General features: G+C 73.0%; 22 protein-coding genes. 14 read left to right on the forward strand and 8 right to left on the reverse strand.

Going from position 1 to position 23,696, the window contains the following annotated elements:
* Nucleotides 1-19: 19 nt before the first annotated feature.
* Nucleotides 20-2,551 (reverse strand): tetratricopeptide repeat protein, encoded by a 2,532-nt coding sequence (locus I5071_RS01125; RefSeq protein ID WP_236519999.1) that lies wholly within the window; start codon nucleotides 2,549-2,551, stop codon nucleotides 20-22.
* Nucleotides 2,552-2,762: 211 nt separating this feature from the next.
* On the opposite strand from I5071_RS01125, the gene I5071_RS01130 reads away from it, so the two are divergent.
* The 6 genes from I5071_RS01130 (at nucleotide 2,763) to I5071_RS01155 (ending at nucleotide 11,279) form a co-directional block, all read left to right on the forward strand.
* Complete coding sequence (locus I5071_RS01130; protein WP_236520000.1) at nucleotides 2,763-3,449, forward strand: outer membrane beta-barrel domain-containing protein; 687 nt, start codon at nucleotides 2,763-2,765, stop codon at nucleotides 3,447-3,449.
* An 11-nt stretch (nucleotides 3,450-3,460) separates the two neighbouring features.
* The gene (locus I5071_RS01135; RefSeq protein WP_236520001.1) at nucleotides 3,461-4,270 is read left to right on the forward strand and encodes a hypothetical protein; all 810 of its coding nucleotides are present in this window, start codon (nucleotides 3,461-3,463) and stop codon (nucleotides 4,268-4,270) included.
* Between the two features lie 6 nt (nucleotides 4,271-4,276).
* Entirely contained in the window at nucleotides 4,277-6,286 is a 2,010-nt protein-coding gene (locus I5071_RS01140) for a tetratricopeptide repeat protein (protein WP_236520002.1), read from the forward strand.
* Nucleotides 6,283-9,651, forward strand: a complete 3,369-nt coding sequence (locus I5071_RS01145; protein ID WP_236520003.1) for a tetratricopeptide repeat protein — start codon at nucleotides 6,283-6,285, stop codon at nucleotides 9,649-9,651. The genes I5071_RS01140 and I5071_RS01145 overlap by 4 nt, the downstream gene beginning before the upstream one ends.
* 198 nt (nucleotides 9,652-9,849) lie before the next feature.
* Nucleotides 9,850-10,386 carry a hypothetical protein gene (locus I5071_RS01150; RefSeq protein WP_236520004.1) on the forward strand — a complete coding sequence of 179 codons (537 nt, stop codon included), beginning with the start codon at nucleotides 9,850-9,852 and terminating at the stop codon, nucleotides 10,384-10,386.
* Nucleotides 10,383-11,279 carry a hypothetical protein gene (locus I5071_RS01155; RefSeq protein WP_236520005.1) on the forward strand — a complete coding sequence of 299 codons (897 nt, stop codon included), beginning with the start codon at nucleotides 10,383-10,385 and terminating at the stop codon, nucleotides 11,277-11,279. The genes I5071_RS01150 and I5071_RS01155 overlap by 4 nt, the downstream gene beginning before the upstream one ends.
* A 46-nt stretch (nucleotides 11,280-11,325) precedes the next feature.
* On the opposite strand, the gene I5071_RS01160 is transcribed toward I5071_RS01155, so the two are convergent.
* Nucleotides 11,326-11,820 (reverse strand): cupin domain-containing protein, encoded by a 495-nt coding sequence (locus I5071_RS01160; protein WP_236520006.1) that lies wholly within the window; start codon nucleotides 11,818-11,820, stop codon nucleotides 11,326-11,328.
* 25 nt (nucleotides 11,821-11,845) lie between these two features.
* Between I5071_RS01160 and I5071_RS01165 the strand changes: the two genes are divergently transcribed.
* Nucleotides 11,846-13,039, forward strand: coding sequence for a DNA polymerase IV (locus I5071_RS01165; RefSeq protein WP_236520007.1), 1,194 nt, complete (start codon nucleotides 11,846-11,848; stop codon nucleotides 13,037-13,039).
* Here I5071_RS01165 and I5071_RS01170 read toward each other — a convergent pair whose 3' ends face one another.
* Genes I5071_RS01170 through I5071_RS01180 form a run of 3 tightly spaced genes read right to left on the reverse strand, consistent with a single transcriptional unit; the run spans nucleotide 13,040 to nucleotide 15,307 of the window.
* Nucleotides 13,040-13,798: a class I SAM-dependent methyltransferase gene (locus I5071_RS01170; protein WP_236520008.1), complete on the reverse strand. Its 759-nt coding sequence runs from the start codon at nucleotides 13,796-13,798 to the stop codon at nucleotides 13,040-13,042. It lies immediately after the preceding gene.
* 16 nt (nucleotides 13,799-13,814) lie between these two features.
* Nucleotides 13,815-14,510 carry a hypothetical protein gene (locus tag I5071_RS01175; RefSeq protein ID WP_236520009.1) on the reverse strand — a complete coding sequence of 232 codons (696 nt, stop codon included), beginning with the start codon at nucleotides 14,508-14,510 and terminating at the stop codon, nucleotides 13,815-13,817.
* 41 nt (nucleotides 14,511-14,551) lie between these two features.
* A complete protein-coding gene (locus I5071_RS01180) occupies nucleotides 14,552-15,307 on the reverse strand; it encodes a hypothetical protein (RefSeq protein ID WP_236520010.1) in 756 nt (251 codons plus the stop codon).
* 27 nt (nucleotides 15,308-15,334) lie between these two features.
* Here I5071_RS01180 and I5071_RS01185 point away from each other — a divergent pair, with 27 nt between their 5' ends.
* Nucleotides 15,335-15,676 carry a hypothetical protein gene (locus I5071_RS01185; RefSeq protein ID WP_236520011.1) on the forward strand — a complete coding sequence of 114 codons (342 nt, stop codon included), beginning with the start codon at nucleotides 15,335-15,337 and terminating at the stop codon, nucleotides 15,674-15,676.
* A gap of 2 nt (nucleotides 15,677-15,678) precedes the next feature.
* Complete coding sequence (locus tag I5071_RS01190; protein WP_236520012.1) at nucleotides 15,679-16,566, forward strand: hypothetical protein; 888 nt, start codon at nucleotides 15,679-15,681, stop codon at nucleotides 16,564-16,566.
* Nucleotides 16,567-16,592: 26 nt separating this feature from the next.
* Here the strand turns inward: I5071_RS01190 and I5071_RS01195 are convergent, their stop codons facing one another.
* Both I5071_RS01195 and I5071_RS01200 read right to left on the reverse strand, forming a co-directional pair.
* On the reverse strand, nucleotides 16,593-16,841 hold the full coding sequence (locus I5071_RS01195; RefSeq protein WP_236520013.1) for a hypothetical protein: 249 nt from the start codon (nucleotides 16,839-16,841) through the stop codon (nucleotides 16,593-16,595).
* Nucleotides 16,838-17,995 (reverse strand): tetratricopeptide repeat protein, encoded by a 1,158-nt coding sequence (locus I5071_RS01200; protein ID WP_236520014.1) that lies wholly within the window; start codon nucleotides 17,993-17,995, stop codon nucleotides 16,838-16,840. The genes I5071_RS01195 and I5071_RS01200 overlap by 4 nt, the downstream gene beginning before the upstream one ends.
* A gap of 209 nt (nucleotides 17,996-18,204) precedes the next feature.
* Here I5071_RS01200 and I5071_RS01205 point away from each other — a divergent pair, with 209 nt between their 5' ends.
* From I5071_RS01205 to I5071_RS01225, 5 genes are all read left to right on the forward strand, one after another.
* Nucleotides 18,205-18,498, forward strand: a complete 294-nt coding sequence (locus tag I5071_RS01205) for a hypothetical protein (protein ID WP_236520015.1) — start codon at nucleotides 18,205-18,207, stop codon at nucleotides 18,496-18,498.
* 20 nt (nucleotides 18,499-18,518) lie between these two features.
* The gene (locus I5071_RS01210) at nucleotides 18,519-20,078 is read left to right on the forward strand and encodes an AgmX/PglI C-terminal domain-containing protein (protein ID WP_236520016.1); all 1,560 of its coding nucleotides are present in this window, start codon (nucleotides 18,519-18,521) and stop codon (nucleotides 20,076-20,078) included.
* Between the two features lie 90 nt (nucleotides 20,079-20,168).
* The gene (locus I5071_RS01215; protein WP_236520017.1) at nucleotides 20,169-20,603 is read left to right on the forward strand and encodes a response regulator; all 435 of its coding nucleotides are present in this window, start codon (nucleotides 20,169-20,171) and stop codon (nucleotides 20,601-20,603) included.
* A 51-nt stretch (nucleotides 20,604-20,654) separates the two neighbouring features.
* Nucleotides 20,655-21,122, forward strand: a complete 468-nt coding sequence (locus tag I5071_RS01220) for a bifunctional diaminohydroxyphosphoribosylaminopyrimidine deaminase/5-amino-6-(5-phosphoribosylamino)uracil reductase RibD (RefSeq protein ID WP_236520018.1) — start codon at nucleotides 20,655-20,657, stop codon at nucleotides 21,120-21,122.
* A 19-nt stretch (nucleotides 21,123-21,141) separates the two neighbouring features.
* Entirely contained in the window at nucleotides 21,142-22,164 is a 1,023-nt protein-coding gene (locus I5071_RS01225) for a serine/threonine-protein kinase (protein ID WP_236520019.1), read from the forward strand.
* 6 nt (nucleotides 22,165-22,170) lie between these two features.
* Here the strand turns inward: I5071_RS01225 and I5071_RS01230 are convergent, their stop codons facing one another.
* Complete coding sequence (locus I5071_RS01230; RefSeq protein ID WP_236520020.1) at nucleotides 22,171-23,646, reverse strand: BON domain-containing protein; 1,476 nt, start codon at nucleotides 23,644-23,646, stop codon at nucleotides 22,171-22,173.
* Nucleotides 23,647-23,696 lie beyond the last annotated feature (50 nt).

The following is a 23,696-nucleotide window of genomic DNA, read 5'->3' on the forward strand; positions in this document are numbered from 1 at the left end:
GTGATCGCTTCGTTCTCGTTTATTCGGGCGCCGGCTCGCTCGGCGTGGTGCTCGGCGTCGCTGCCGTCTCGGTGCCGAGCCGGCGCGCGCAGGAGCTCTGGCCGGCCTCGACCTGGAGGCAGCGCTCCCACGCGTCGCGCGCACGCACGCGACGTCCGTTCTGCTGGTGGATGTCGCCGATGAGCAGCCAGAAGAGCGGCTCGGCGCGATCGACCCGCGTGCCTCGCTCGGCCCACTCGAGCGCCTCGGCGTCGCGACCGAGGCGCAGCACCGCGACCGCGTGATCGTAGAACGCGCGGGCGTTGGTGGGATCGAGCGCAAGCGCCTGGTCGGCGAGCTCGAGCGCGCGCTGGTACTGACGCGCGCGCATCGCGCGATCGGCCTCGAGCACGATGCGCGCGGCGCCGCGTGCGTCGACGATGGGGCCCTCGGTCGGCGGCGCGGTGGTGGCGATCTCGGTCGGCGGCGCTTCGGCGATCTCGGTCGGCGGCGCTTCGGCGACCGCGGGGTCTTCGGTGTCGGGCTCGCTCGGCGCGGGCGGCGCGGCGACGGTCGGGATGGGCGCGTCGGCGACGGGCGCGTCGGGCGCGTGCGCGAAGAGACGATCGCGCATCGTCCACGCACCGACTCCGAGCCCGATCGCGATCGACGCGGCCAGCGCGATCAGCGGCACGCGCGAGCGCGGGCGCGGAGCGGGGACGCTCGGTGCGACTGGGAGCTCGATCGACGGTGCGGGGATCGGCTCGGGCGTGCTCGGCGGCGCGGGGGGCGCGTCGGCTTCGATCGCCCCGATCGCGATCGTCGTGAGCTCCTCGCTCGTCGTCGCGCTGCTCGCGGGCTCCGGCTCGGTCGCGGGCTTCGGGTCGCTCGCGAGCGCCGCCAGCGACGCGGGGCGCACTGCGAGCATCGTCGGCTCGTCGTCCTCGTCGTCGTCGATCGGCGCCGGTCGTGTGATCCGCGATCCGATCGAGTCGCGCGCCGGTGGCTCGTCGACACGGACCGACTCGGCGACCTTCGCGCGCACGACCTCGTCACCGGCGATCGCGGTGCGCTCCTCGTGCTCGATCGCGCCGGCGTCGACGCTCGGAGCGATCGCGTCGATGCGTGCCGCGGCCGCTGCGCGCTGCGGCGCCGGCGCGGCGCCGTTCGCGATCGCCGCGCGTGCCGGAGGGCTCGCGACGGCGGCAGGCCGCGGGGCGACCACGCCCGCGCGCGGCGCCGGGATCGCGGCCTGCGGCATCGGGCGCTTCGCCGCGGGCATCGGGCTCGCCGCGCGCAGCGGCGCACGCTCGTGCGGCGGTGTGTCGGCGCGGTTCGCCAGCAACGTGCCGTACGAGGTCGCGACCACCGCGCGCACCGCGGCCGCGCCTTGCAGCGGGCTCGCCGCGCGATCGCGAGGCGTGAAGCTCGCGTCCTTGATCCGCCCCGACGCGAGCACGAGCTCGCCTTCGCCGCTCGGACCGCGCACCCGCATGCGCACCGCGGCCTCGCTGCGCGCGAGCGTCTTCAGCCATCGCGCCGGGCCGAGCGTCTCGACGCGATCGATCAGGGGCTCGCCGAGCGACCGCTCGCGGATCGCGAGCTCGTGCGCGCACGCGTCGATCACCGTCGCGACCACCAGCCCGGTGCCGCTGCGCGCGAGGCGCTCCGGTGCGACGACGACCAGCGCCGCCGACGAGAGCCGCGGGTCTTCGAGGATCGTGCGCCCCGCGGGGGTCGCGAGCGCCGCCGTCGGCACCACGATCGCCGCCGGGTCCGCGGTGCGCGCCTCTTCGAGCGCGTCCTTGCGCGCCGTGACCACGCGCGCGTTCGCGCCGATGTCGCGCAGCGCCTCGGCGACGGCCGACCACGATCCACCGCCGCCCTCGATCACGACCACGGCGAGCCCGTCGAGGCGCGTCGATGCACGTCGCTTCGTGTCGTCGGGCTTCGCGTCGGCGCCGAGCACGGCGAGCCGCCCCGGCGCTCGCTCGTAGAAGCGCAGCGTGAGGCTCTCGCTGGTCGACGTGCGCTCCACGAAGCTCGCGAGCGAAGGCGCGCACGAGCCCTCGGCCGTCATCGCGATCGCCGCGGGCGGACTGCCGCACAGGAGCACGCCCGCGCGCCGATCTTCTCTCGCGCGCGCCGCGAAGCCCTCGAGCTCGCGCGGCGCGAGCGAGAGCGACCAGAGCCCGTGCGACGATCCGAGCTTCGCGAGCAGGCCCTCGATCCGCGGCGCGAGCTGCGACATCGCGATCGTCGAGTCGAGGCTCGCGACCACGCCGTAGCGTCGCTCGAGCTCGGTGTCGATCCCGGGCTCGAGCACGACCAGCGGAGGCGGGCTCACCGGGCGCTCCGCATCGAGCTCGGCCGCGAGCGACTCCGCGCGCTCGATCGCGCTCGCGCCCAGCACCACGAGGTCGGGCGCGAGCGCCGCGATCTCTCGTGCCGCCATCGCCGCGGGCGCCTTCACGATCTGGACGCCGCGAACGGCGAGCTCTCGGTGCAGTGCCCCGACGTCGTCCCCCAACCAGAGCACGTACGTCGGAGCGGCCTCGGCCTGCGCGCTCATCGCGCGAGGAGGGTACCGCGACCGTGCTCGCGAGCGAACGACGAAAGCGCTCCTCGGCAAGGATGTCGGGGGCGCGAGACCCGGGGCGTGGTGCGCAGACCCTTGGCACGTAACGGCATTGACTCGGAGATGCGGGCAGGGATACCAATCGAGGCCGATGCCGGTCCGGCCGCGCGTGCGCTGCGCTCCACGAACGAGCTCCGAGCGCGCGATGATCGAGCGATGCGTGCTGACATTCGCGCTCCTCGCGAGCGCGACGTTCGGCGTCGTTCCATCGATCGCGTCCGCCCAGGAGGCGACCTCGGCCTGCATCGACGAGGCGATCCGCGACGAGCTCAACGCGCGCCGTCGTTATCGCGGCGTCCGCGAGCGCATCTTCCAGAAGGCGGGGCGCTTCGAGCTGAGCGCGATGGGCGGCGTGTACGCCGCGGACCTGCTCAGCGCGTCCTATCTCCTGCAGGGCGCGCTCACCTACCACGTCACCGAGGACATCGGGCTCGAGGCGTCGTTCGCCTACTCACGCGCTGAGTCCGAGCTCGTCCGCATCATCGAGAACGATCGCGGCGTCACGCTGATCCGTCTCGATCAGCCGGTCTACATCTACCAGGCGCATCTGCTCTGGACGCTCGCGTACGGAAAGATGCGCTGGTTCGGCGCGGACATCGGGCGCTTCGACTTCAACATCGCGCTCGGCGGCGGCGTCACCGACAACCAGACCTCGCGCGGCCTCACCGGCAGCTTCGGGATCGGCGTGAAGTTCTTCTTCGGCGAGTGGTTCTCGATCCGCATCGATCTGCGCGATCAGATCCTCGAGCAGGAGCTCCTCGGCGAGTCGGCGATCGTGAACAACCTGACCGCGACGCTGGGGCTCTCGATCTTCATCCCCTTCGAGTCGTGATGGAGTCGGCGATGCTTCGTCCGTTCTCGATCGCTCTGGCCGTCGCGCTGGTGCTCGGTGCCGCGAGCGACGCCGATGCGCAGCGACGGCGCGCCGGGCGTCGTGGTGCGCGCGGCGCGACGACGCAGCCCGCGGAGAGCACGGAGCCGGCGACCGAGGAGACCGCGCCCGCCGAAGCGCCCGCGGCCGAGCCCACCACGACGACGCCGCCCCCCGCGACGACGACCCCGACCGCGCCGACCGCCCCCGCCGCGCAGGTCGCGCCGCCGCCTCCGAGCCCGACCGCGAGCGCGACGCCGCCCGCGGCGGCCGCGGATCCCGGCCCGATGCCGCCCGATCTCTCGCCGCTGCGCCAGGAGTACGTGCAGCTCATGGACGAGATGGTGCAGGCGCGCTCGCGCGTCGCGATCGTCGGCCAGGAGCTCTTCCAGACGCGCATGACGATCACGGTGCAGGACCGCACCGGCGGAGAGCAGACGCTCACGCGCTTCGTGCTCGAGCTCGACGGGACGCCGGTGCATCGCACCGACGGCGAGCTCGAGGGAGGCGATCAGGGACGCCAGCTCTTCGAGGGCGCGCTCGCGCCGGGGCCGCACGTGCTGACGATCGACATGGAGCAGCGCTCGCGCGAGGACACCGAGTACCGGACCACGCAGCGCGAGTCGTTCCGCTTCATCGTCGTCCGCGATCGCCTCACCGAGATCACGATCGTGCTCGAGGACGACTCCGACATCGCGCGCGAGTTCCGCTCGGGCGGCGAAGGACGCTTCGAGATCCGCACCCGGGTGCGCGTCGCGACGCGCGCGCTGCCGAGGAGCTGATCGAGCATGCGGCGCGCCGTCGGCCTCGCGTTGCTCCTCTCGCTGTGCGGCGTCGAGACCGCTGCGGCGCAAGAAGGAACGACGCTCGCCGACTACTACCGATCGCTCGCCGATCGCCGGCTGCTCGCGGCGGAGACGGGATCGATCGAGGCGCTGCGCGAGCTCGTGCAGCAGGGTGAGGCGCTCGTGGTGCAGGAGCGCTGGGACGAGGCCGCGCTCGTGCTGTGGGAAGCGACGGAGTCGCCGCGCTTCGCCGACTTCGCCGAGACCGAGGAGATGCGCCAGGCGGAGTTCATGCTCGCCGGCGCGCTGCAGGAGATGGGCGCGCTGCGCACCGCGTATCGCGTGCTCGAGCGCATCCTCGCGCGTGGGCCGAGCGATCCCTACTTCGGGCCCGCGTATCGGCGCGCGGTCGACGTCGCGCTCGCGGGCGCGGATCTCGCGGGGATCGTCGCGTCGCTCGAGGGCGTGGGCGCCGATCCGCTGCCGCCCGACGCGGCCAACGAGCTGCGGTATCTGCGGGGTCGCGAGCGCTACGACGCGGACGATCTCGCGGCGGCCGACGCGCAGCTCGCGGAGGTGACGCGACGCTCGCGCTTCTACGCGAACGCGCAGTATCTGCGCGGCGTGATCGCGGCACGACGCGGCGCGCTCGACGAGGCCGAGGCGCGCTTCTGCTCGATCGCGACCACGCCCGACACCGATCGCTTCACGTTCTACGTCGATCGCCGCTACTTCGAGATCCGCGATCTCACGTGGCTCGCGCTGGGCCGCGTGGCGCACGAGGGGCGGCGGGCCGAGGACGCGTTCTACTACTACTTCCAGGTGCCGAACGACTCGGAGCGCGTCAGCGAGGCGCTCTTCGAGGCGGCGTGGTCGATGTACGAAGGAGGCGACGCGGAGACCGCGGTCGATCTCCTCGACCAGCTCGGCGCGCGCTTCCCGAGCTCGCCCTTCGTCGACGAAGCGGCGTTGCTGCGCGGCTACGTGCACCTCGCGCGCTGCGAGTTCGAGGAGGCGGATCGATTGTTCGTCGCGTTCGCGGCGCGCTTCGAGCCGATCCGCGACGAGCTCGATCGCATCCTCGCCTCGCCCTCGCGGCGCGCGCGGATCTTCGAGGAGCTGCTCGAGATCGAGTCGCGCCCACCGACGCCCCCGGTGCCCGAGGGCCAGGTCGCGCCCGAGCCCGAGGCGCGCGAGCTGCTGCTCGGACTGCTGCGGGTCGATCCCACGTTCTTCCGGCTCTACGCGGAGATCCGCACGCTCGACGCGGAGGCGGCGCGCTCGGCGAGCGTCGCCGATCAGATCGCGGCGATCGAAGTGCGTCTGTCGGGGAGCGAGGCGCCCGAGGCCGCCGCGTCGCAGGCCGACGCACCGGAGGACGAGGCGGCGGCGCTCGCGCGTGATCTCGCGGGCGCACGCGCGGCGCTGCGTGCGATGACCGATCAGCTCGACACGATGCGGCGCGCGGGCGCGGCGCGGGATCGGCTCGAGCCGCTCGAGCAGGAGCTGCGTGGGCTCGGGGATCGCGTCGAGCAGATCGAGCGCTCGATGCGCCAGTCGATCGCGGCGAGCGGCGGTGCGCAGACGAGCGCGGACGCCGCGGCGACCGATCTCGAGGGCATGCTGCGGCGCGATCGGCGTGCGGCGTATCACCTCCCGGCGCGCGCAGCGGCGCTGCGGGCGCGGATGATCGACGCGGCGAACGACGTCGCGGTGCGCTCGATCACCGAGCTCCGCGATCGGCTCGCGCAGAGCCTTCGTCGTGCGCGCATCGGTCGGATCGACGCGGTGATGGGCAGCAAGCGCCGCATCGAGATCCAGATCGAGAGCCTCGCGGCCGGGCGCTTCCCCGCGGAGCTGCAGGATCCGCTGCGCATCCAGGGCCTCCTGCGCGACGACGAGGAGTACTGGCCGTTCGAGGGCGAGTACTGGGAAGACGAGTACGAAGAGGACGAGGAGTCCCTCGCGGAAGAGCCCGCCGAGCCCGTGACCGAGAGCGAGGCCGAGGAATGAAGCGCGTCCTCGTGCTCTCGCTCTTGCTCTCGCTCGCGTCGCCCGCGAGCGCGCAGCGCGGGCAGGCCGGCTCGCGCTTCCAGACGCCCGCGGCCGAGTCGCGCATCGAGACCGAGGGCCCGAGCGACGAGGAGCGAGCGCAGCTGCGCGGCGACGACGACTCCGGCGCGCCCGAGGATCTCGAGGAGCGCCTCTATCTGCGCGAGCGGCCCGACGCGCTCGGCTCCGCGGCGCGCGAGTGGCACGACGCGCAGCTCGAGACGCTGCTGCACGATCGCGAGCGCCTCGCGGGCGAGCGTCGCGATCAGGCGATCGCGCTGCTCGAGGAGTTCGTGCGCGAGGAGCCGGAGACCGCGGCGGAGATGCCCGACGCGCTCCTCCGCCTCGCCGAGCTGCGCTGGGAGCTCGCGCGGTCGCAGTACCTCGAGCGCTTCGCCGCGTGGCAGCAGGTGCCCGAGGAGAACCGCGGCACCGAGCCGGCGCCCGACTACCGCCCTGCGATCACGCTCTACGATCGCATCCTCGAGCACCATCGCGACTACGACCGCTACGACTTCGTGCTCTACATGAAGGCGTTCGCGCTCACCGAGCTCCAGGATCTCGAGGGCGCGCTCGCGCTCTATCGACGCATCCTGCGCGACTTCCCGCAGAGCCGGTTCGTGCCGGACGCGCACATGGCGCTCGCCGAGGCGGCGTTCGCGAACCTCGAATTCGAGGCGGCGCTGCCCGAGTTCGAGCAGGTGCTGCGATACCGCGACAGCGAGCTCTACGACATGGCGCTCTTCAAGAGCGCGTGGTGCCTGTGGCGCATGAACCGCACGACGGAAGCGGCGACGCGCTTTCGTCAGGTGCTCGATCTCGGGCGCGATCGCGGGCAGCTCACGAGCGCGCAGCGACGACGCCTGCGCGATCTCCAGAGCGAGGCGCTCGACTATCTGATCCAGGTCTTCACCGAGGACGAGCGCAACACCGCGCAGGACGTGTTCCGGTTCCTCGAGGAGATCGGCGGTGAGCGATACGCGGGGCGCGTGCTCTCGCGCTTGTCGCTCCGCTACATGGACGACGCGCGCTACGACCAGGGCATCGCCGCATATCGCCTGTTGCTCGAGATGGAGCCGGCGAACGAGGACGCGCCGCTCTGGGCGCAGCAGATCGCGGCGGGATATGCGGCGCTCGACGACTCGCAGCACACGCTCGAGGCGCTGACCGCGCTGGCCGAGGGATATCTGCCGGGGGGCGCCTGGGCGCAGCAGCAGAGTGATCCCGAGGTCGTCGAGGCGGCGAGGGTGCGAATCGAGCGTGCCGTTCGAGTGCGCGCGATGCGCTGGCACGAGCTCGGACAGCGCGACAACCAGCGCACTCGATTCGAGTGGGCGGAGCGCGGATACGATCTCTATCTCGAGCACTTCCCCGAGAGCGAGAGTGCCTACAACCTGCACTTCTATCGCGCGGAGATCCTGTTCCATCGACTGGAGCGATATCCGGAGGCGGGAGACGAATATCTCGCGGCCGCACACCGGAATCCGCAGGGCGAGCACACGCGTGACGCGCTCTACAACGCGATCGGCGCGTTCGAGCGGGTGAGGGAAGGGCAGCTCGAGACGTGCACGCGGACGCGGGGGACCGCGCCGCCGCGGACTCCGGCGCAAGCGCCGGCGCAGCCGCCCGCGGAGGGCGCGCCCGAAGACCCGTGCGGCGAGACCGAGAACGACGTGAAGTTCTCGGAGGCGATCGAGCTCTACGTCGAGCTCTTTCCCAACGACCCGGATCTGCCGGAGATCCTGTTCCGACAGGGACGGCTCTACTACGACCGCGGGATCTACGACCCTGCAGTGCGCCTCTTCGGTCAGCTCCTCGAACGATTCCCGCAGAGCGAGTACGCGGCGACCGCGGGCGAGCTGATCCTCGACTCGTTCAATCGCGCGCAGGACTACGCGAACATCGAGACCTGGGCGCGACGGCTGAAGACCGCGCCGTCGTTCCAGAACGCGCAGGCACAGCAGCGGCTCGACACGCTGATCCTCCAGGCGGTGTTCGCGCTCGGCGAGCAGCTCGCGGGGCGCGGCGAGCACGGCGAGGCCGCGCTCGCGTACCAGCGCGCGGCCGAGGAATTCCCCCGCGATCCGCGGGCGCGACAGGCCTGGTACAACGCGGGCCTCGAGCGACAGCGCGCGGGTGATCTCGCGGGCGCGTCGAGCGCGTACGACCGACTGATCGAGCTGCACCCGGGCAGCAACGAGGGCGCGCTCGCGGCGTGGTCGGGCGCGCAGATGATGGAGTCGATCGCGCAGTTCTCCGATGCCGCGCGCTTCTACGAGGCGTACGGCACGCGCTTCCCGCAGGGCGAGCACGCGGCGGACTCGCTCTACAACGCGGTGCTGCTGCGCCTGGCGGCGGAGGACTGGGACGACGCGGTGCGCGCGGCGAACGCGTTCCTCGAGCGCCATGCGCGCGACGCCCAGGCCGACGAGGTGAGCTTCATGCTCGCGCGCGCGCACGAGGGCGCGGAGCGCTGGACCGAGGCGGCGCGCGTCTACACCGAGTACGCGCGACGGAGCCGCAACCCCGATCGCGACGTCGAGGCGCAGACCCGCCTCGCGCAGGTGCTCCTGCGCGCCGAGGATCGCGCGGGCGCGGATCGCGCGCTGCAGCAGGCGGTGCGCACCGGTCGCGGCGCGCTGCGACGGCTCGGCGAGCGCGGTCGTTATTGGCTCGCGCAGGCGCGATATCTCCAGGGCGAGCTCGTGCTCCGCGAGTTCGAGGGCGTGCAGATCGCGGGGCCGGTCGACGGGCTGCGACAGCGCCTCGAGCGCAAGAGCCAGCTGCTGCGCGACGCGTCGACGGCGTTCGCCGAGGTCGTCGAGCTGCGGGTCGCCGAGCTCGTCACCGCGGCGCTCTTCCAGATCGGTCGCAGCTACGAGCTCTTCGCGCAGTCGCTGCGCGAGTTCGAGGTCCCGCCGAACCTCACCGAGGAAGAAGATCAGGCGTACCGCGACCAGCTCGCGATGTTCATCATCCCGATCGAAGAGCAGGCGCTGCAGGCGTACGAGGGCGGCTACCAGCAGGCGATCGAGCTGCGCATCTTCAACTCGTGGACCGCGCAGCTCCGCGAGGGCCTCACGCGGCTGAACGACGTGCAGTACCCGCCGTTCCGCGAGATGGGCGCGGACATCGTCGAGGGCGTGCCGCTCCCGCCGCCGCAGCCGCTCGACGGACTGCGCCGCGGCGAGCCCGCCGCGCCCGAGAGCGCGCCCGGCGCCGCGGCGGCGCCGACTCCGACGACGACGACGACGGGCGGAGAAGCGACGCAGGGCGAGCGCCCGCGCGAAGAGCGCGGCACTCGGCGCCGCCGCCGATCGCGCTGAAAGAGTGCCCAAGAGTCGGCTCGCCCGCTCAGGGCCCTGCCGTCCACGAGCGATCACGCTCGTTCTTTTCCACCCCGCGATCGAGCAGCGTGCGCGATCGCGCGTGGGCCCCTGGAAACTGCGGGCGACTGACGCGACCATCGCGCGCGGGGGGCCGAGGAATTGCGCCTGCGCGACGACGGTAAGAACGGACCGCCCATGCGCCGCGCCCGCGCCCGCGCTCTGCCCGTCTCGCCGCACGTGCCCGTCTCGCCGCACGTGCCCGTCGCGCTGCACGTGATCCTGCCGCTGCTCGTCGGCGGCGCGATCTACCTCGCGTGGCGTGACGGCTCCCTGCTCGGATGGCGCTGGGCGGACGCGCTCGGGCTGCGCGAGATCGCGAGCGCGCTGCGCGTCTCGCTGCGCGCGACCGACATCGTGCTGCCCGAGTGGGCGCGCTTCTCGCTGCCCGATGCGCTCTGGGTCTACGCGCTCACGTGGTCGCTCGCGCGGGTGCACGCGGAGTCGGGCCCGAAGGAGCGCGCGCTCGCGCTCTTCGTGCCGCTCGCGCTGGGGCCCGGCGCGGAGCTCGCGCAGCTCGCGCGCGTGATGCCGGGCACGTTCGACGTGCTCGACCTCGCCCTGACCTCCGTCGCGCTCGTCGCGGCGATCTGGACGTCCGGTGGAACGCGCGCTGGCTCGCGTCGCGCGACTGCCTTCACGACCGAGACGCGAGCTTGGGAGAACGGGTCATGACGAAGAATCGACGGCGCGCGCTCAGCGTGTTGATCGTCGCCGTGTTCGCGGTGCTCGGCACCGCGACGGCGGGCGGGGGCGAAGAAGGCGCGGCGAGCAGCGGCAGCAACGACGCCGTGAACGCGATGGAGGGGCACTTCCAGTACGGCCAGGCGTGGGGCGAGGGCCCCGAGGCGCAGCAGATGGCGCAGACGCTCCTGTCCGATCTCGAGCCCGGCGACTCGGTCGCGGTGCGCGTGATCGACGGTACGCCGCGCCGCGTGGTCGCGCTCGTGAAGTACGGCGACGCGCAGACCGAGGGCCTCGCCGATCTCGACGATGCGACGCGCCGCCAGCACCTCGACGGCCTGCTCAGCGACCTCGACGCGATCTACGAGACCGGTGACTCGAACGTCGGCCTCGGCATCCGCGGCACGCTCTTCTACGGCGCGGTCGTGACGCGCCAGCCCGGTCAGGCGCCGCAGTACCAGGTCGGCGCGATCATCACGACCGATCCCCTCGAGGCGATCCTCGATGCGGCCGCGACGCCGCCCGCTCCGCCGCGCGCGATCGCGGTCGGCGCGACCGAGAGCGGTCAGCTCCAGGCCTCGCCCGCGCCGCTGCCGCGTTATCTCCTCACGCTCGCCGCGCCCGCGAACCTGATGACGAACGTGGTGTCGCCCGGGCTCACCGGAGAGCAGGCGCCGTTCGCGATGATCTGCACCGGTGCGGTGCGCTTCCCTGCATGCGAGACCGCGATGGTCGAGCCGCAATTCGACGATCAGGGCAACCCCGTGTACCGGCTCGCCGCGGGCGCGTACTCGGTGTTCGTGGTGCCCGGCGACGACTGCGGCGGATCGCCGGTGTGCCCGCCCGCGCAGGCCGGGTACCAGCTGACCGTCACGCAGATGTGATCCCATGAGCGAGGGTGATGGATCCGCTGCGATCCATCACCCTCGTTCATGATCGCGTCAGCGCCGTGATCACCTGCGCGTGCTGGGGGAAGCGCGCGATCAGATCGGCGCGCTGCGCGAGCTCGAAGTCCGCGAAGTCGAAGCCCGGCGCGACGGTGCACCCGACGAGCGCCCATTCGCCTTCGCCCTCGATCGTCGCGCCGAACCACGCGCCCGCTTCGACGACGCCCTGCGGCGCGTGGCCGGGCCCGAGCACGAGATCGCGGCGCGCGCCGTCCTCCCCGATGCACACCACGCGCAGCGCGGCGCCCGCGTAGTGGTGCCAGACCTCGTCGCTCGCGATGCGGTGCAGCGCCGAGAACGTGCCGCGCGGGACGAGGAAGTAGATCGCGGTGGACGCGGCGCGCGGGCCGCGCGGGGTGTCGACCATCGTGCTCGCGCGGTAGGTCTCGCGGTAGAAGCCGCCCTCGGGGTGCGGCGCGAGGCCGAGGCGCTGCGCGAGCTCGTCGGCGGTGGACCGACTCTCGGTGGGCAGTGTCATGGCGCGCAGATTAGAGTCCGCGCCTGTGTCGCGCGAGGTCGAGCGCACCATCCTGCACGTCGACATGGACGCGTTCTATGCGTCGGTCGAGCAGCGCGACGATCCGTCGATCCGCGGCAAGCCGGTGATCGTCGGGGGCGCGGCGCGGCGCGGTGTGGTGTCGGCTGCGTCGTACGAGGCGCGCACGTTCGGGGTGCGCTCCGCGATGTCGATGGGCGAGGCGATGCGGCGATGCCCGCACGCGATCGTGGTGTCGCCGCGGCACGATCACTACGCGTCGGTCAGCCGTCAGGTGTTCGCGATCTTCCATCGCTTCACGCCGATGGTCGAAGGGCTCTCGCTCGACGAGGCGTTCCTCGACGTCGGCGCGAGCCGCGCGCTCTACGGCGACGGCGAGGCGATCGCCGCCCAGATCAAGCGCGCGATCCGCGAGGAGGTCGGGCTCACCGCGTCGGCGGGCGTCGCACCGTCGAAGTTCGTCGCGAAGATCGCGAGCGATCTGCGCAAGCCCGACGGGCTCGTGGTGGTGCGCGCCGGTGAAGTGCGCGAGTTCCTCGCGCCGCTGCCGATCGAGCGCATGTGGGGCATGGGCCCGAAGAGCGCGCCGCGCGCGCACGCGGCGGGCTATCACACGCTCGGCGACCTCGCGCGCGCCGACGACGAGCGGCTCGCGCGCGCGTTCGGCGAGTGGGGCCCCGAGATGGCGCGGCTCGCGCGCGGCGAGGACGAGCGCGACGTCGAGCCCGAGCGCGAGGCGAAGTCGATCGGCGCCGAGGAGACGTTCGACGACGATCTGCGCGACGAGAACGCGGTCGCGACGAAGCTGCTCTCGCAGAGCTCGCGCGTCGCGCAGCGGCTGTTCCTCGCGGGGCTCGCGGGGCGCGGCGTGACGGTGAAGCTCAAGTACAGCGACTTCACGCTGAAGACGCGCTCGATGCAGCTCCCCGAGGCGGTCTCCGACACGACGTCGATCCATCGCGCGGCGCGTGCGCTGCTCGAGCGCTTCGAGCCCTCGCTGCTCGCGCGCAAGGGCGTGCGGCTCAGCGGCGTGAGCGTGTCGGCGCTGGTGCCGATCGACGAGGCGCGCACGCTCTTCCCCGATCCCGGGGTCGAGCGCGGGCGCAAGCTCGAGGCGGCGCTCGCCGCGCTGCGCGATCGCGGTGCGGGCGTCACGCGCGCGGCGCTGCTCGGCGAGCGCGACGACGACGACGACGAGTGATCACCCGGGCAGGTGCGCGGCGAAGCGGAGCCGCACGTAGTCCGCGGTCCACGCGCCGCTCGGGTCGCGCAGCGCCGGCTCGACACGCGCCCGGACGTCCTCGAGGTACGCGGGTCGCTCGGCCTCGGGCAGCACGCCGGTGAAGCGCTGCGCGAACGTCTCGAGCCAGCCGATCACGTCGCCGGGGAGCGGCGTCGGGCGCGGGAACAGCGCGATCGCGTGCACCTCGAAGCCCGCGCGCTCGAGCCTCGCCCCGTAGTCCTCGGCGCTCGGGAAGTACCAGGGGCTCGCGGCGCGCCCGTCGTGCCCGCGCGCGTCGAGCGCGTCGATCAGCGCGCGATGGATCGTCTCGACGCAGCCGAGCCCGCCGCACTCCGCGACGAAGCGTCCGCCGGGGCGCAGCACGCGCCGCACGCCCGCGATCACCGCGTCGGCGTCCTTCATCCAGTGGAGCGCCGCGTTGCTGAACACCGCGTCGAACGGCGCTTCGCCCTCGAGCGCGATCGCGTGGCCGTCCATCACCCGCGCGTCGATTCCGCGCGCGCGTGCTGCGGCGACGAAGGGCTCGCTCGCGTCGATGCCGACGACCTCGCAGCCGAGCTCGACGAGCGCGCGTGTGAGCGCGCCGTCACCGCAGCCGAGGTCGAGGATGCGCTCGCCGCGTCGCGGCGCGAGCAGCTCCACGACGGGCATTCCGAGGTCCGAGACGAAGCGCGCGTGGGTGTCGTACGTGCCGGGATCCCAGGTCTGGCGGGTCATGCCGGCGCAGTATGGTTCACGGTGCCGCGCGCAGCCGGGCGTGACATGCGCCGCAGGTCGCGACGATGCGCCCGTAGATCGTCACGCGCTCGTCCATCGTCGTCGCGCTCGCGACGTCGCGCGCGGCGTCGCGCAGTCGCTCTTCGATCTCGCGCAGCCCCGCGGGGCGCTCTTCGTCGGGTGCGATGTCGCCGCTCAGCGGCGCTTCGGCGAGCACCGACGCGGCGCGATCGAAGCGCTCGGGATCGCGCGTGAGGAGCGCCTCCCACATGCGCTCGTTGGCCCACGCGTGACGCTGCATGCGCGGCTCGAGATCCTCGCCCTCGGGGATCGGCGTCTCCTGCCACGCCCACGTCGCGCCCGCCGCTTCGTGGCAGGCGCCGCAGGTGCCGACGAGCTGCGCGAACGCGGCGCTCGCGGTGTCGAGATCCTCCGCGGCCGAGAGCGCGAGCGCGCGTCGCGGCACCGCGTCGCCGTGCACGCGCACCGGCGGAGGGAGATCGATCGGCATGCGGAACGCGATCGTCGACGCGATCGTGCGCGTCGCCGCGAGGTCGCCGCGCTGCAGCGCGCTGCGGGCGACGTCGATCGACTCGAAGCGCTCGTGCATGTGCGCGCGTCGGGTGTCGGCCGAGGCGTGCTCGGGCGCCGCGACCGCGAGTGGCTCGGAGGTCGCGCCGCCCTCGCACCCCACGACGAGGAGCGTGACCACGATGAGGACGCGTGACGGTATGCGCCGCCACATATGCGCTGTCAGCCGGAGCGCCAGGCCGAGGGCACCGCCTCGGAGAGCCACCATCGGAACCATGCCTCCGCGCGCGCGGGCGGCTGGTGCGAGCGCGCGTCGGGGACGAGCTCGGGCGGCGCGTCGAGCCATGCGTAGGCACACAGATCGGGGAGCTCCGTGGTCTCCACGCGCGCGTCGCTGTGAGCGACGAGATCGTGCGCGAGGACGATCGCGCGCAGCGCCGAGAGCGCGGGATCGGAGGGCGGGATCTCACGCTCGAGCGCGTCGCGGATCGCGTGCACGTTCGCGTCGAGCGCGCCCTCGGAGAGCGCGTCGACCAGCACGAGGGGGCGCTCGTCGTCGGCGTGCGTGTGCATCCACATCGGCACGACCGACTGCGCGCAGCGCCACGCGAGCACGGCGTGGCGGCGCATCGCGGGGAGGTCGCACGGCGCGATCGAGACGCGCGCCGGATCGATCGCGGGGCGCGCGATCGACTCTCCCTCCAGCGCGAGCATCACCCGCGCGCGCGGTGCGTCCGACCCGATCACGAGCGCGCCACCATCGCGATCGATCCGCGCCGCGAGATCGGGACGCAGCGCGCGCGCCTCGTCGAGCGCGTCACCACGGAGCACGCGCGGCAGGACACCGAGCGCGTCCTGCACCGCACGCTGCAGCGCTTCGTCGGGATGCTCCCAGGGCCGCTCGTCGAGCGCGCGCCAGCACGCGTCGAGCGCATCGCGCAGCGCGTCCGGCAGGTCGGCCCACGAGGACGGGCGCATCGGTCGTCATGATACCGTTCGGATCGCTTGTCCTCGCGCAAGATCGAGCTGACGTGGGTGTGCACGAGCTGCGGCCACCGGAACCTCGGGCGCTTCGCGGAGTGCAAGGCGTGCGGGAGCCCGAAGGACGCGTCGGAGCGCTACCAGATGCCGGGCGACACACGCGCGGCGCCCACGGTGAGCGACCCCGCGTTGCTCCGCCTCGCACACGCGGGCGCGAACTGGCGCTGCACGTTCTGCGGCACCGAGAGCCGCGCGCTGGTCGCGTCGTGCGAGCACTGCGGCGCGCAGCGGGGGCCCGCGGTGAACGTGATCGCGCCGCCGAGCGTGCCGCGCGCGCCGGCGCGAACGAGAGGCCGACCGGGCTGATCGTGATCGGTCTCGGCGTCGCGTTCCTCGGCGCGTGCTTCGTGACCGGGCTCGCGGCGGCGCTGCTCGTCTCGGCGCGCCCGACCGCGGTGTACGAGCCCTACGTCGAGCCGGGCCCCGAGGTGGTGCGCACCCCGGTCGTCGATCGCGAGTGGAGGACGACCCTGCGCCTCGAGCGACACCGGATCGTGGAGCGCGAGGGCTTCGCCGAGCAGCGCCCGCCCGACGCGTTCGACGTGACCGAGCTCGGCATGCGGCACCACCACGACGAGCAGGTCCCCGACGGAACCCAGGAAGAGCAGCTCTGGGAGCAGGTGCCCTACCAGGACGTCGAGACCTACGTGGAGCAGGTGCCGTGCGGCGAGGACTGCATCGACCTGCCGCAGACCTGCAGCGAGTCGTGCTCCGACGACGGCAACGGCTTCGCGACGTGCACCACGCACTGCACCGGCGGCGGTCGCACCTGCACGCCGCGCACGTGCAGCGAGACGCGCACGCGGCCGGTCACACGCACGCGGCCCGAGCTGCGCACGCGCACGGTGCCGCGCTTCCGCACCGAGCCGCGCGAGGCGACGTGGTACCGCTGGCGCGTGCGCGAGTGGCAGGTGGAGCGCACCGCCGAGCGCACCGGGCGCGGTGCCGACGAGCCGACGTGGCCGAGCGAGGACGAGCTCGCGCCGATCGAGGGTGACGATCCCTCGCGCTTCGCGCGCGATGCCACGTGGCGCGTGACGCTGCGCGCCGACGCGCAGCGCACCTTCGTGACGACCCCACCGTCGCTCGAGGATCTCGCGCGCTACCCGATGGGCGCGGAGCGCTGGCTCGAGGTCTATCCGCGCGGCGTGTTCCGCGAGATCGCAGCTCCGCCGGCGGATGCGTCGATACGTTGATCAACTCGATCAACGTGATCCATGCATCAACCCGTCTGCTTCTTCTTGCGCTGCGAGACCACGATCGCCGCGACCACGCCGATCGCGGGCACGCCGAAGCAGCACGCGAGACCGCACACGAAGCCGAGCGCGCGGCCGATCATCTCGCCGCGCTCGAAGTCGCTCATCGGCTGCTGCGGCGGCGGAGGCTCGGGCAGCGGGCCGGGCGGGATGTCGGCGGACGCGCTCGACGCGATCAGCGTCGCGAACGCGAGGGCGAGCAGGGCGCGCTTCATCGGGCCGCTCCTGCTGCGCGCGGCGGCGCCGCCGGGGCGGGCGCGGGGATCTCGTCGACGTAGCGCTGCGCGGTCGCGCGGTACTCGCCGCCCGACGGCGCGATCTCGAGGAAGCGCACGAAGAGCTCTCTCGCGCGCGGTCGCTCGTCGAGGAAGTCGGCGAGCAGCACCGCGAGATTGAACGTCGCCCCCGCGTGGTTGGGCGCCGACTCGAGCACGCGCTCGTACTCGCGACGCGCCTGCGCGTGCTCGCCCTGGGCGCGCAGCGCCGCACCGAGCGCGACGCGCGCGTCGAGGTGCTCGGGATCGGCGGCGAGCACCGCGCGGTACTCGGTCGCCGCGCCCGCGTAGTCGCCGGCGCGCAGCAGCACCGCGCCCTGGTTCAGGTGCGCGGGCGCGAAGCGCGCGTCGAGCGCGATCGCGCGCTGGAACTCCTCGAACGCCGCCTGGGTGTCGCCGCGTGCGAGCTGGATCAGGCCGAGATCGTTGTGCAGGTCGGCCGCGTCCTGGATCTCGACGGCCTTGCGCACCACGAGCTCCGCGACGTCGTACTGCTCGCGGGCTCGATAGATGCGGCCGATCTCCGCGAGCGCTCGGACGTTGCGGGGATCGCGCACCAACACCTCGCGCGCCTGCGCGAGCGCGCCGTCGTGATCGCCTCGCTCGCGCAGCACCGTCGCGAGCGCGACGCGCACCGGGATCGACTCGGGGTGCTGGGCCACGTACGCGCGCAGGAGGTCCGCCGCGGCATCGCGCTCGCCGAGCGCGTAGCGAGTCTCCGCGAGCGCCGCGAGCACCTCGCCGCTCGCCGGCTGGATCGCGCGCGCGGCCTCGAACGACGCCGCGGCCTCGCGCAGCTCGCCCGCGTCGCGCTGGATCACGCCGAGGTCGTAGTGCGCCTCCCACAGGTTCGGATCGATCGCGATCGCCGCCTCGAAGCGCTCGCGCGCGCGCCGCATCGCGGGACGACCGCCTTCCTGCATCGCGCGCACGCCCGCCTGGAACTCGCGGAGCGCAGCGGGATCGACCGGTGGAAGCTCCGTGCGCGCGGTGGTGGTCGTCTCGCCGGCGCCCGAGGGCGCGCCGCCGCACCCGACGAGCATCGCGATCACACAGAGCGCGCGGATCACGCGCGCGATCGTGGGCCGCACCATCGCGCGCGAGCGTACACGATCTCTCCGTGCGCGACGTGCAGGTGGGCGCGCGTCGGACCTCGACGCACGAGCGCGGTGCATCGGTTCCCGCTTCCGCGCCGCGCGCCGTTCGTGTCACTCTCGCGCTCGTGACCCGGCTCGGAGCGACCGCCCGGCGATCCCTCGCGCTCGCGCTCTGTGCGACCACGTTGTCGATCGTCTCCGTTGCAGTGGGACAGGACCGTGGCGGCGCGCGCGAAGAGCGCGGCGCCCCAGCGGGCAGCGAGCCCGACGCGCCCGAGACCGCGGCCGACGACGTCGACGCGGAGAGCCGCGAGGTCAGCGAGGGCGGCGAGAAGGTGAAGGCGATCCGCTTCAGCGGGCTCGACGTGTCGGGCCGCCTGAAGTCGCCGCAGCTCCTCTACTTCCTCAACCGGCTGCGCGCGGAGTTCGATCGACCGCGCCTGCCGCACCGATCGTTCATGCCCGAGATGGAGCGCTCGGCGCGCTCCAAGTCCTTCTAGGCGTACGGAGTCTTCTCGACGTGGCGATCACCTCGGCGGAACGGAAGCTGCGCGTCGCGCTCGTCTGGAACGGCACGGTGCAGCAGGAGGAGACGCTCGACGCGCCGAAGCCGGTGCTGCTCGACGGCACGCGCATCGAGGGATCGACGATCGGCGTGGTCCCACGCATCGTGTCGGCGATCCCCTACGTCGGGCTCGCGCTCACGCTGCTCGTCGTCGCGTGGTTCGTGACGTCGCCGTGGTACGCGCACTGGGCGCTGGTGGTCGCGGGGCTCGTGTCGTTCCTGCGCGGCATCGCGGTGATGGTGAGCCCGCGCGACGTGAAGGAAGTCGTGCTCGCGATGCCCGGCGCGCTGGGCGAGAGCGATCGGGATCGCGTCACGGTGCTCGAGCCCTCGGGGCACGGCTATCGACTGCGCGCGACGGAGCTCGGCGACGTCGGCGGCTCGATCTGGATCGGCGGCGAGCGACACGATGCGCGATCGATCGCGGCGCGGGGGACGATCGATCTCGGGCCCGACGACTACGGCGTGCTCACGATCGGCACGGCCGCGCTCTTCTTCCAGCACGTGCGCGCAGCGCGTCGTCCCGGCGCGGCGCTCGCGCCGAACTGGACGAACGTCGCGAGCTTCTTGCTCTCGCTGACGGTGCACGCCGCGCTGATGCTCTTCTTCATCGTGGTGCGCAGCGAGATGGATCAGCCCGATCCGCTCGAGCTGCCCGCGGATCTGATCCGGCAGTTCATGATCACGCCGCCCCCGGAGGACATCCTCGAGCCGCAGCGCACCAGCGGCACCGACACCCAGGCTCCCGGGATCCAGGATCGCGAAGAGGCGGGCGGTCGCCAGCACGAGGGCGAAGAGGGGCGCGTCGGTCGTCGCGACGCGACGCAAGAGCAGACCGAGATGGAGGGCGAGGTCACGGGCGGAGCTGCGGCGCGCGTGCGCAAGATGGGCCTGCTCGGGGTGCTCGCCGATCCCGGCGCGGACGACTCGCCGCTCTCGGCGCTGCAGGACGGACCGAGCGTGAGCGACATCCTCGGTGGGCTCGGATCGTCGCGCACGGTGTACGGGCGTGGCAGCGGAGGCACGGGGCTGCGCGGTGAGGGCGGCGGTGGTGGTGGCACCGGGCCCGGCACGCTCTTCGGCGGTGGTGGAGTCGGCACGGGTGTGGGTGTCGGCAGCGGCAGCGGTGGTGGGCGCGGGCGTGGTGGCCCGGGCGCGCCGGGTCGGCCGCGCGCCGAGGCGCGCGTCGCGGTGTCGACCGGCACGCCGCGCGTGAACGGCTACCTGTCGCCCGAGCAGATCATGCGCGTGGTGCGGCAGAACCAGGCCGCGGTGCGCTACTGCTACGAGACCGAGCTGCAGCGGCAGCCGAACCTGCGTGGGCGCATCGAGGTCAGCTGGCGCATCAACCTGCAGGGCGCGGTGACGAGCTCGCGCGTGGCGCGCAGCACGATGGGCAACCCGCGGGTCGAGGGCTGCATCGTGCGTCAGGTGCGCGGCTGGCGCTTCCCGCAGCCCGACGGCGGCGAAGTGAGCGTCGAGTTCCCGTTCATCTTCGGCGCCCAGGGCGGCTGATTCCCCGCGTGTGCGCTCGCGCGTGAGGAGCGTCGCACCCGACGAGCCCTGTCGGGGTTCTCCATTACATGGGCTCGCGCGTCTGCGGTGATGAATGAGCAGATCCGCGGAGGTGACTGGATGGGGCGCCGCGCGTCGTCGTCGTCGAAAGGGAGCACGCTCTCGGTGCTGGTCGTCGAGGACGACGTGCACACACGCGAGATGATGGTCGAGATGCTCGTGCACGCCGGGCTCGACGTGTGGGCGTGTGCGACCGTGACGGAGGCGCTGGCGCGTGCCGCACGCTCCGCACCGCACGTCGTGATCACCGACCTCGCGCTCGGCGAGGAGCACGGGCGCGATCTCGCGGCGGCGTTGCGGGCACGCGAGGACACGGCGCGCGCGGCGATCATCGCGGTCACGGGCGAGGTCTCGCCCACGCCCGACGTGATCCGGCACCTCGACGCGTACCTCTGCAAGCCGATCGAGCTCGCGCGCCTGCCCGATCTCGTCCGCGCGATCGCCGAGGCCCGCGGCGCGATCTGATCGCGACCGCGGCTTGCCGAGCGCGGCCCGCAGGACCAGAAGAGCCGCTCGGTGTCGGTCTCGATCGATCACGAGCGGTTCATGCGGCTCGCGCTGGCCCAGGCGGAGCGGGCGCGCGGGCACACCGGGGACAACCCGTGGGTGGGCGCGGTGATCGCGAAGGACGGCGCGGTGATCGGCGACGGGCACACCCACCCGCCGGGCAGCGACCACGCGGAGATCGCGGCGATCAAGTCGGCGCTCTCGCGCGGCGCGTCGCTCGAGGGCGCGACGATCTACTCGACGCTCGAGCCCTGCTCGTTCCACGGGCGCACCCCGGCGTGCGCGATCGCGATCGTCGAGCATCGGCTGGCGCGGGTGGTGATCGGCATGCGCGACCCGCACCCGCGCGTGAACGGTGAGGGCCTCTCGATCCTGCGCACCGCGGGGATCGAGGTGGTCGAGGGCGTGCTCGAGCCCGAGGTCGCGCGCTCGCTCGCGCCGTGGATCGACGCCTACCACCCGCACGCGAAGCGATGAGGCGTAGAATCGCGCACCGATGATCACGCTGGTGCGCGACGAGCCGGGGACGATCCTCGCGGGCAAGTACGAGCTGCTCCGCAAGGCGGGCACGGGCGGCATGGCCGTCGTGTGGAAGGCGCGCACGCTCGGCGCCGCGGGCTTCTCGCGACCGGTCGCGGTGAAGCGCATCATCCCGCACCTCGCGACGTCGCAGGAGTTCGTCGCGATGTTCGTCGAGGAGTCGCGCGTCGTCTCGGAGCTGCAGCACCCGGGCATCGCGCAGATCCACGACTTCGGCGCGGACGAGGCGGGGCATCACTTCCTGGTGCTCGAGTGGATCGAGGGCGTCGATCTGCAGGAGCTCGTCGACGCGTTCGTGCGCGCAGAGCAGCCGACGCCGTGGACCGTGATGGCCGAGATCCTGGTGCAGGTGCTGGGCGCGCTCGGGGCGGCGCACGAGCGTCGCGACGCGAGCGGCGTGGTCTCTCCGGTGTTCCATCGCGACGTCACGCCGCACAACGTCCGCGTGGGCGCGCTCGGCTACGTGAAGCTCACCGACTTCGGCATCGCGCGCGCGGCGGATCGCTCGACGATGACGCGGCCCGACGCGATCAAGGGCAAGCTCAGCTACGTCGCGCCCGAGATGCTCAAGGGCGCGCCCGCGAGCGTGCGCACCGATCTCTTCGCGGTCGGCATCGTGCTCTGGGAGGCGCTCGCGGGGCGTCGTCTCTTCGAGGCGCCGAGCGACATGCAGGTCATGTTCATGGTGCACGAAGCGCGTGTGCCCGACCTGCGCACGATCCGCCCCGACATCCCCGAGGCGCTCGCGGCGGCGGTGCATCGCGCGCTCACGAAGGACGCATCGGGGCGCTTCGAGGGCGCGCACGAGATGGCGCGCGCGCTGGTCGACGTGCTGCGCGCGGCGCCCGAGCCCGTCGATGCGCGGACGATCGCGTCGATCGTCGAGTGGGCGCGTCCCGGGGCGCCGATCGCGAAGACCGCGACGGCGGGAGCGGGAACGACCGAGATCGAGCTCGAGGAGATCGAAGACGTCGAGTGAGCTCCTTCACTCGATGCGGGTCGGTGCGGGCGTACGCGGCGCGACGATCTCGACCCCGCGGATCGAGAGCTCGTTGACGACCTCGAGCGCGCCTGCGTCGTACGCCTCGCGCTCGGCCTCGCGGAACGCGCGCACGTCGTCGACCTCGCCGCGCAGCGTGGCGATGCCCTCGCTCGCGGTGACCTGCACGTTCATGCGATCGAGGAACGGGTTCCACTCGAGCCCGCTCTGCACCTCCGCGGCGAGCTCCCAGTCCTCGAGCGGCTCGACGTCCTCCTCGAGCGCGAGCTGATCGTCCACGTCGCGCACGCCGACGATCCGTGTCGCGACGTCGCGCGCAGCGCGCCGCAGGAAGCGCGAGGCGACGGTGCCGCGCAACGCCACGCGTCCTTCCTGCGCGCCGACCTCGATCTCGCTGTCGCTGGTCCACGCGCTCGACGCGAGGCGCTCGGTGACGCGCTGCTGGAGCTCGCTGCCCTCGACCGGATCGGTGTGCACCTGGAGCTGATCGCCGACGCGCCGCACGCCGACGACGTTCAGCGCGTCCTCCACCGCCGCGGTGCGAGCGTACGCGCTCGGCACGATCCCGCGCAGGGTCGCGAGCCCGGACGTGACGTCGATCGCGACGTTCGGCGCGCGGACCCGCGGATCGCTGGTGATCTCGTCGCGCACCGCGCTCGTGATGCGGGCGTCGTCGAGCGGTGTCGCGTCGCGGCGCAGGGTGTCGCGCGCCCACCACTGCACCTCCAGCGCGTGGGCATCGATCTCTCTCGCGCCGGAGACCTCGGCGATCTCGTGCACGACGTCGCGCTCGGCGACGCTGCCGACGACGCCCGAGAGCGCGACGGTGCCGTCGTCGACCATCACGTCGATGCGCGCGGGATCGACGCGCACGTCGCGCTGCAGGCGCGCGAGCACCGACGCGCGGATCTGCTCGTCGGTCGGGTCGCCCATCGGCTCGAGCTGGAGGTCGTTCTGGACCGCGCGCACGCCGCGCACCGAGCCCGCGATCTCCTCGGCGAGGCGCGCCTCGGTGAGGGTGCGGACGACGCTCCGCAGCGTGACGATCGCGTCGTGCACCTCGATCTCGATCGCGCGGTCCGCCATCGCGGGATCGAGGCGGATCGCGCGGCGCACGTCGTCTTCGAGCGACTCGTCCTCGCGAGGCGGGCCGCGGACCTCGATGCGCGAGACCACGTCGACGACGCCGCGCGTGGAGGCCGCGATCGCGCGGGCACGTCGTGCCGCGGGCAGGTGCGGCACCGTGCCGGTGAGGGTGGCCACGCCCTGGGCCATCGCGACCGCGACCGCGTTGGGGGGAAGCGCGTCGTCGCGCGCCAGACGTCGTCGCAGCGCCGCGCCGATGTCCTCGTCGTCGATCGAGCTGCGATCGTGCGCGGTCTCCTCGGTGCGGGTCGCGACGCCACGCGACGCGCTCGCGGGGGTGGCCGGTCGCGCGGTGGTCGCGCGAGGTCGCTGCACCGTCGTTCGCTGCGGCTCGCCGCCACACGCGAGGAGCGAGATGGCTCCGA

The sequence above is a fragment of the Sandaracinus amylolyticus genome, from assembly GCF_021631985.1.
GTDB lineage: Bacteria > Myxococcota_A > Polyangia > Polyangiales > Sandaracinaceae > Sandaracinus > Sandaracinus amylolyticus_A.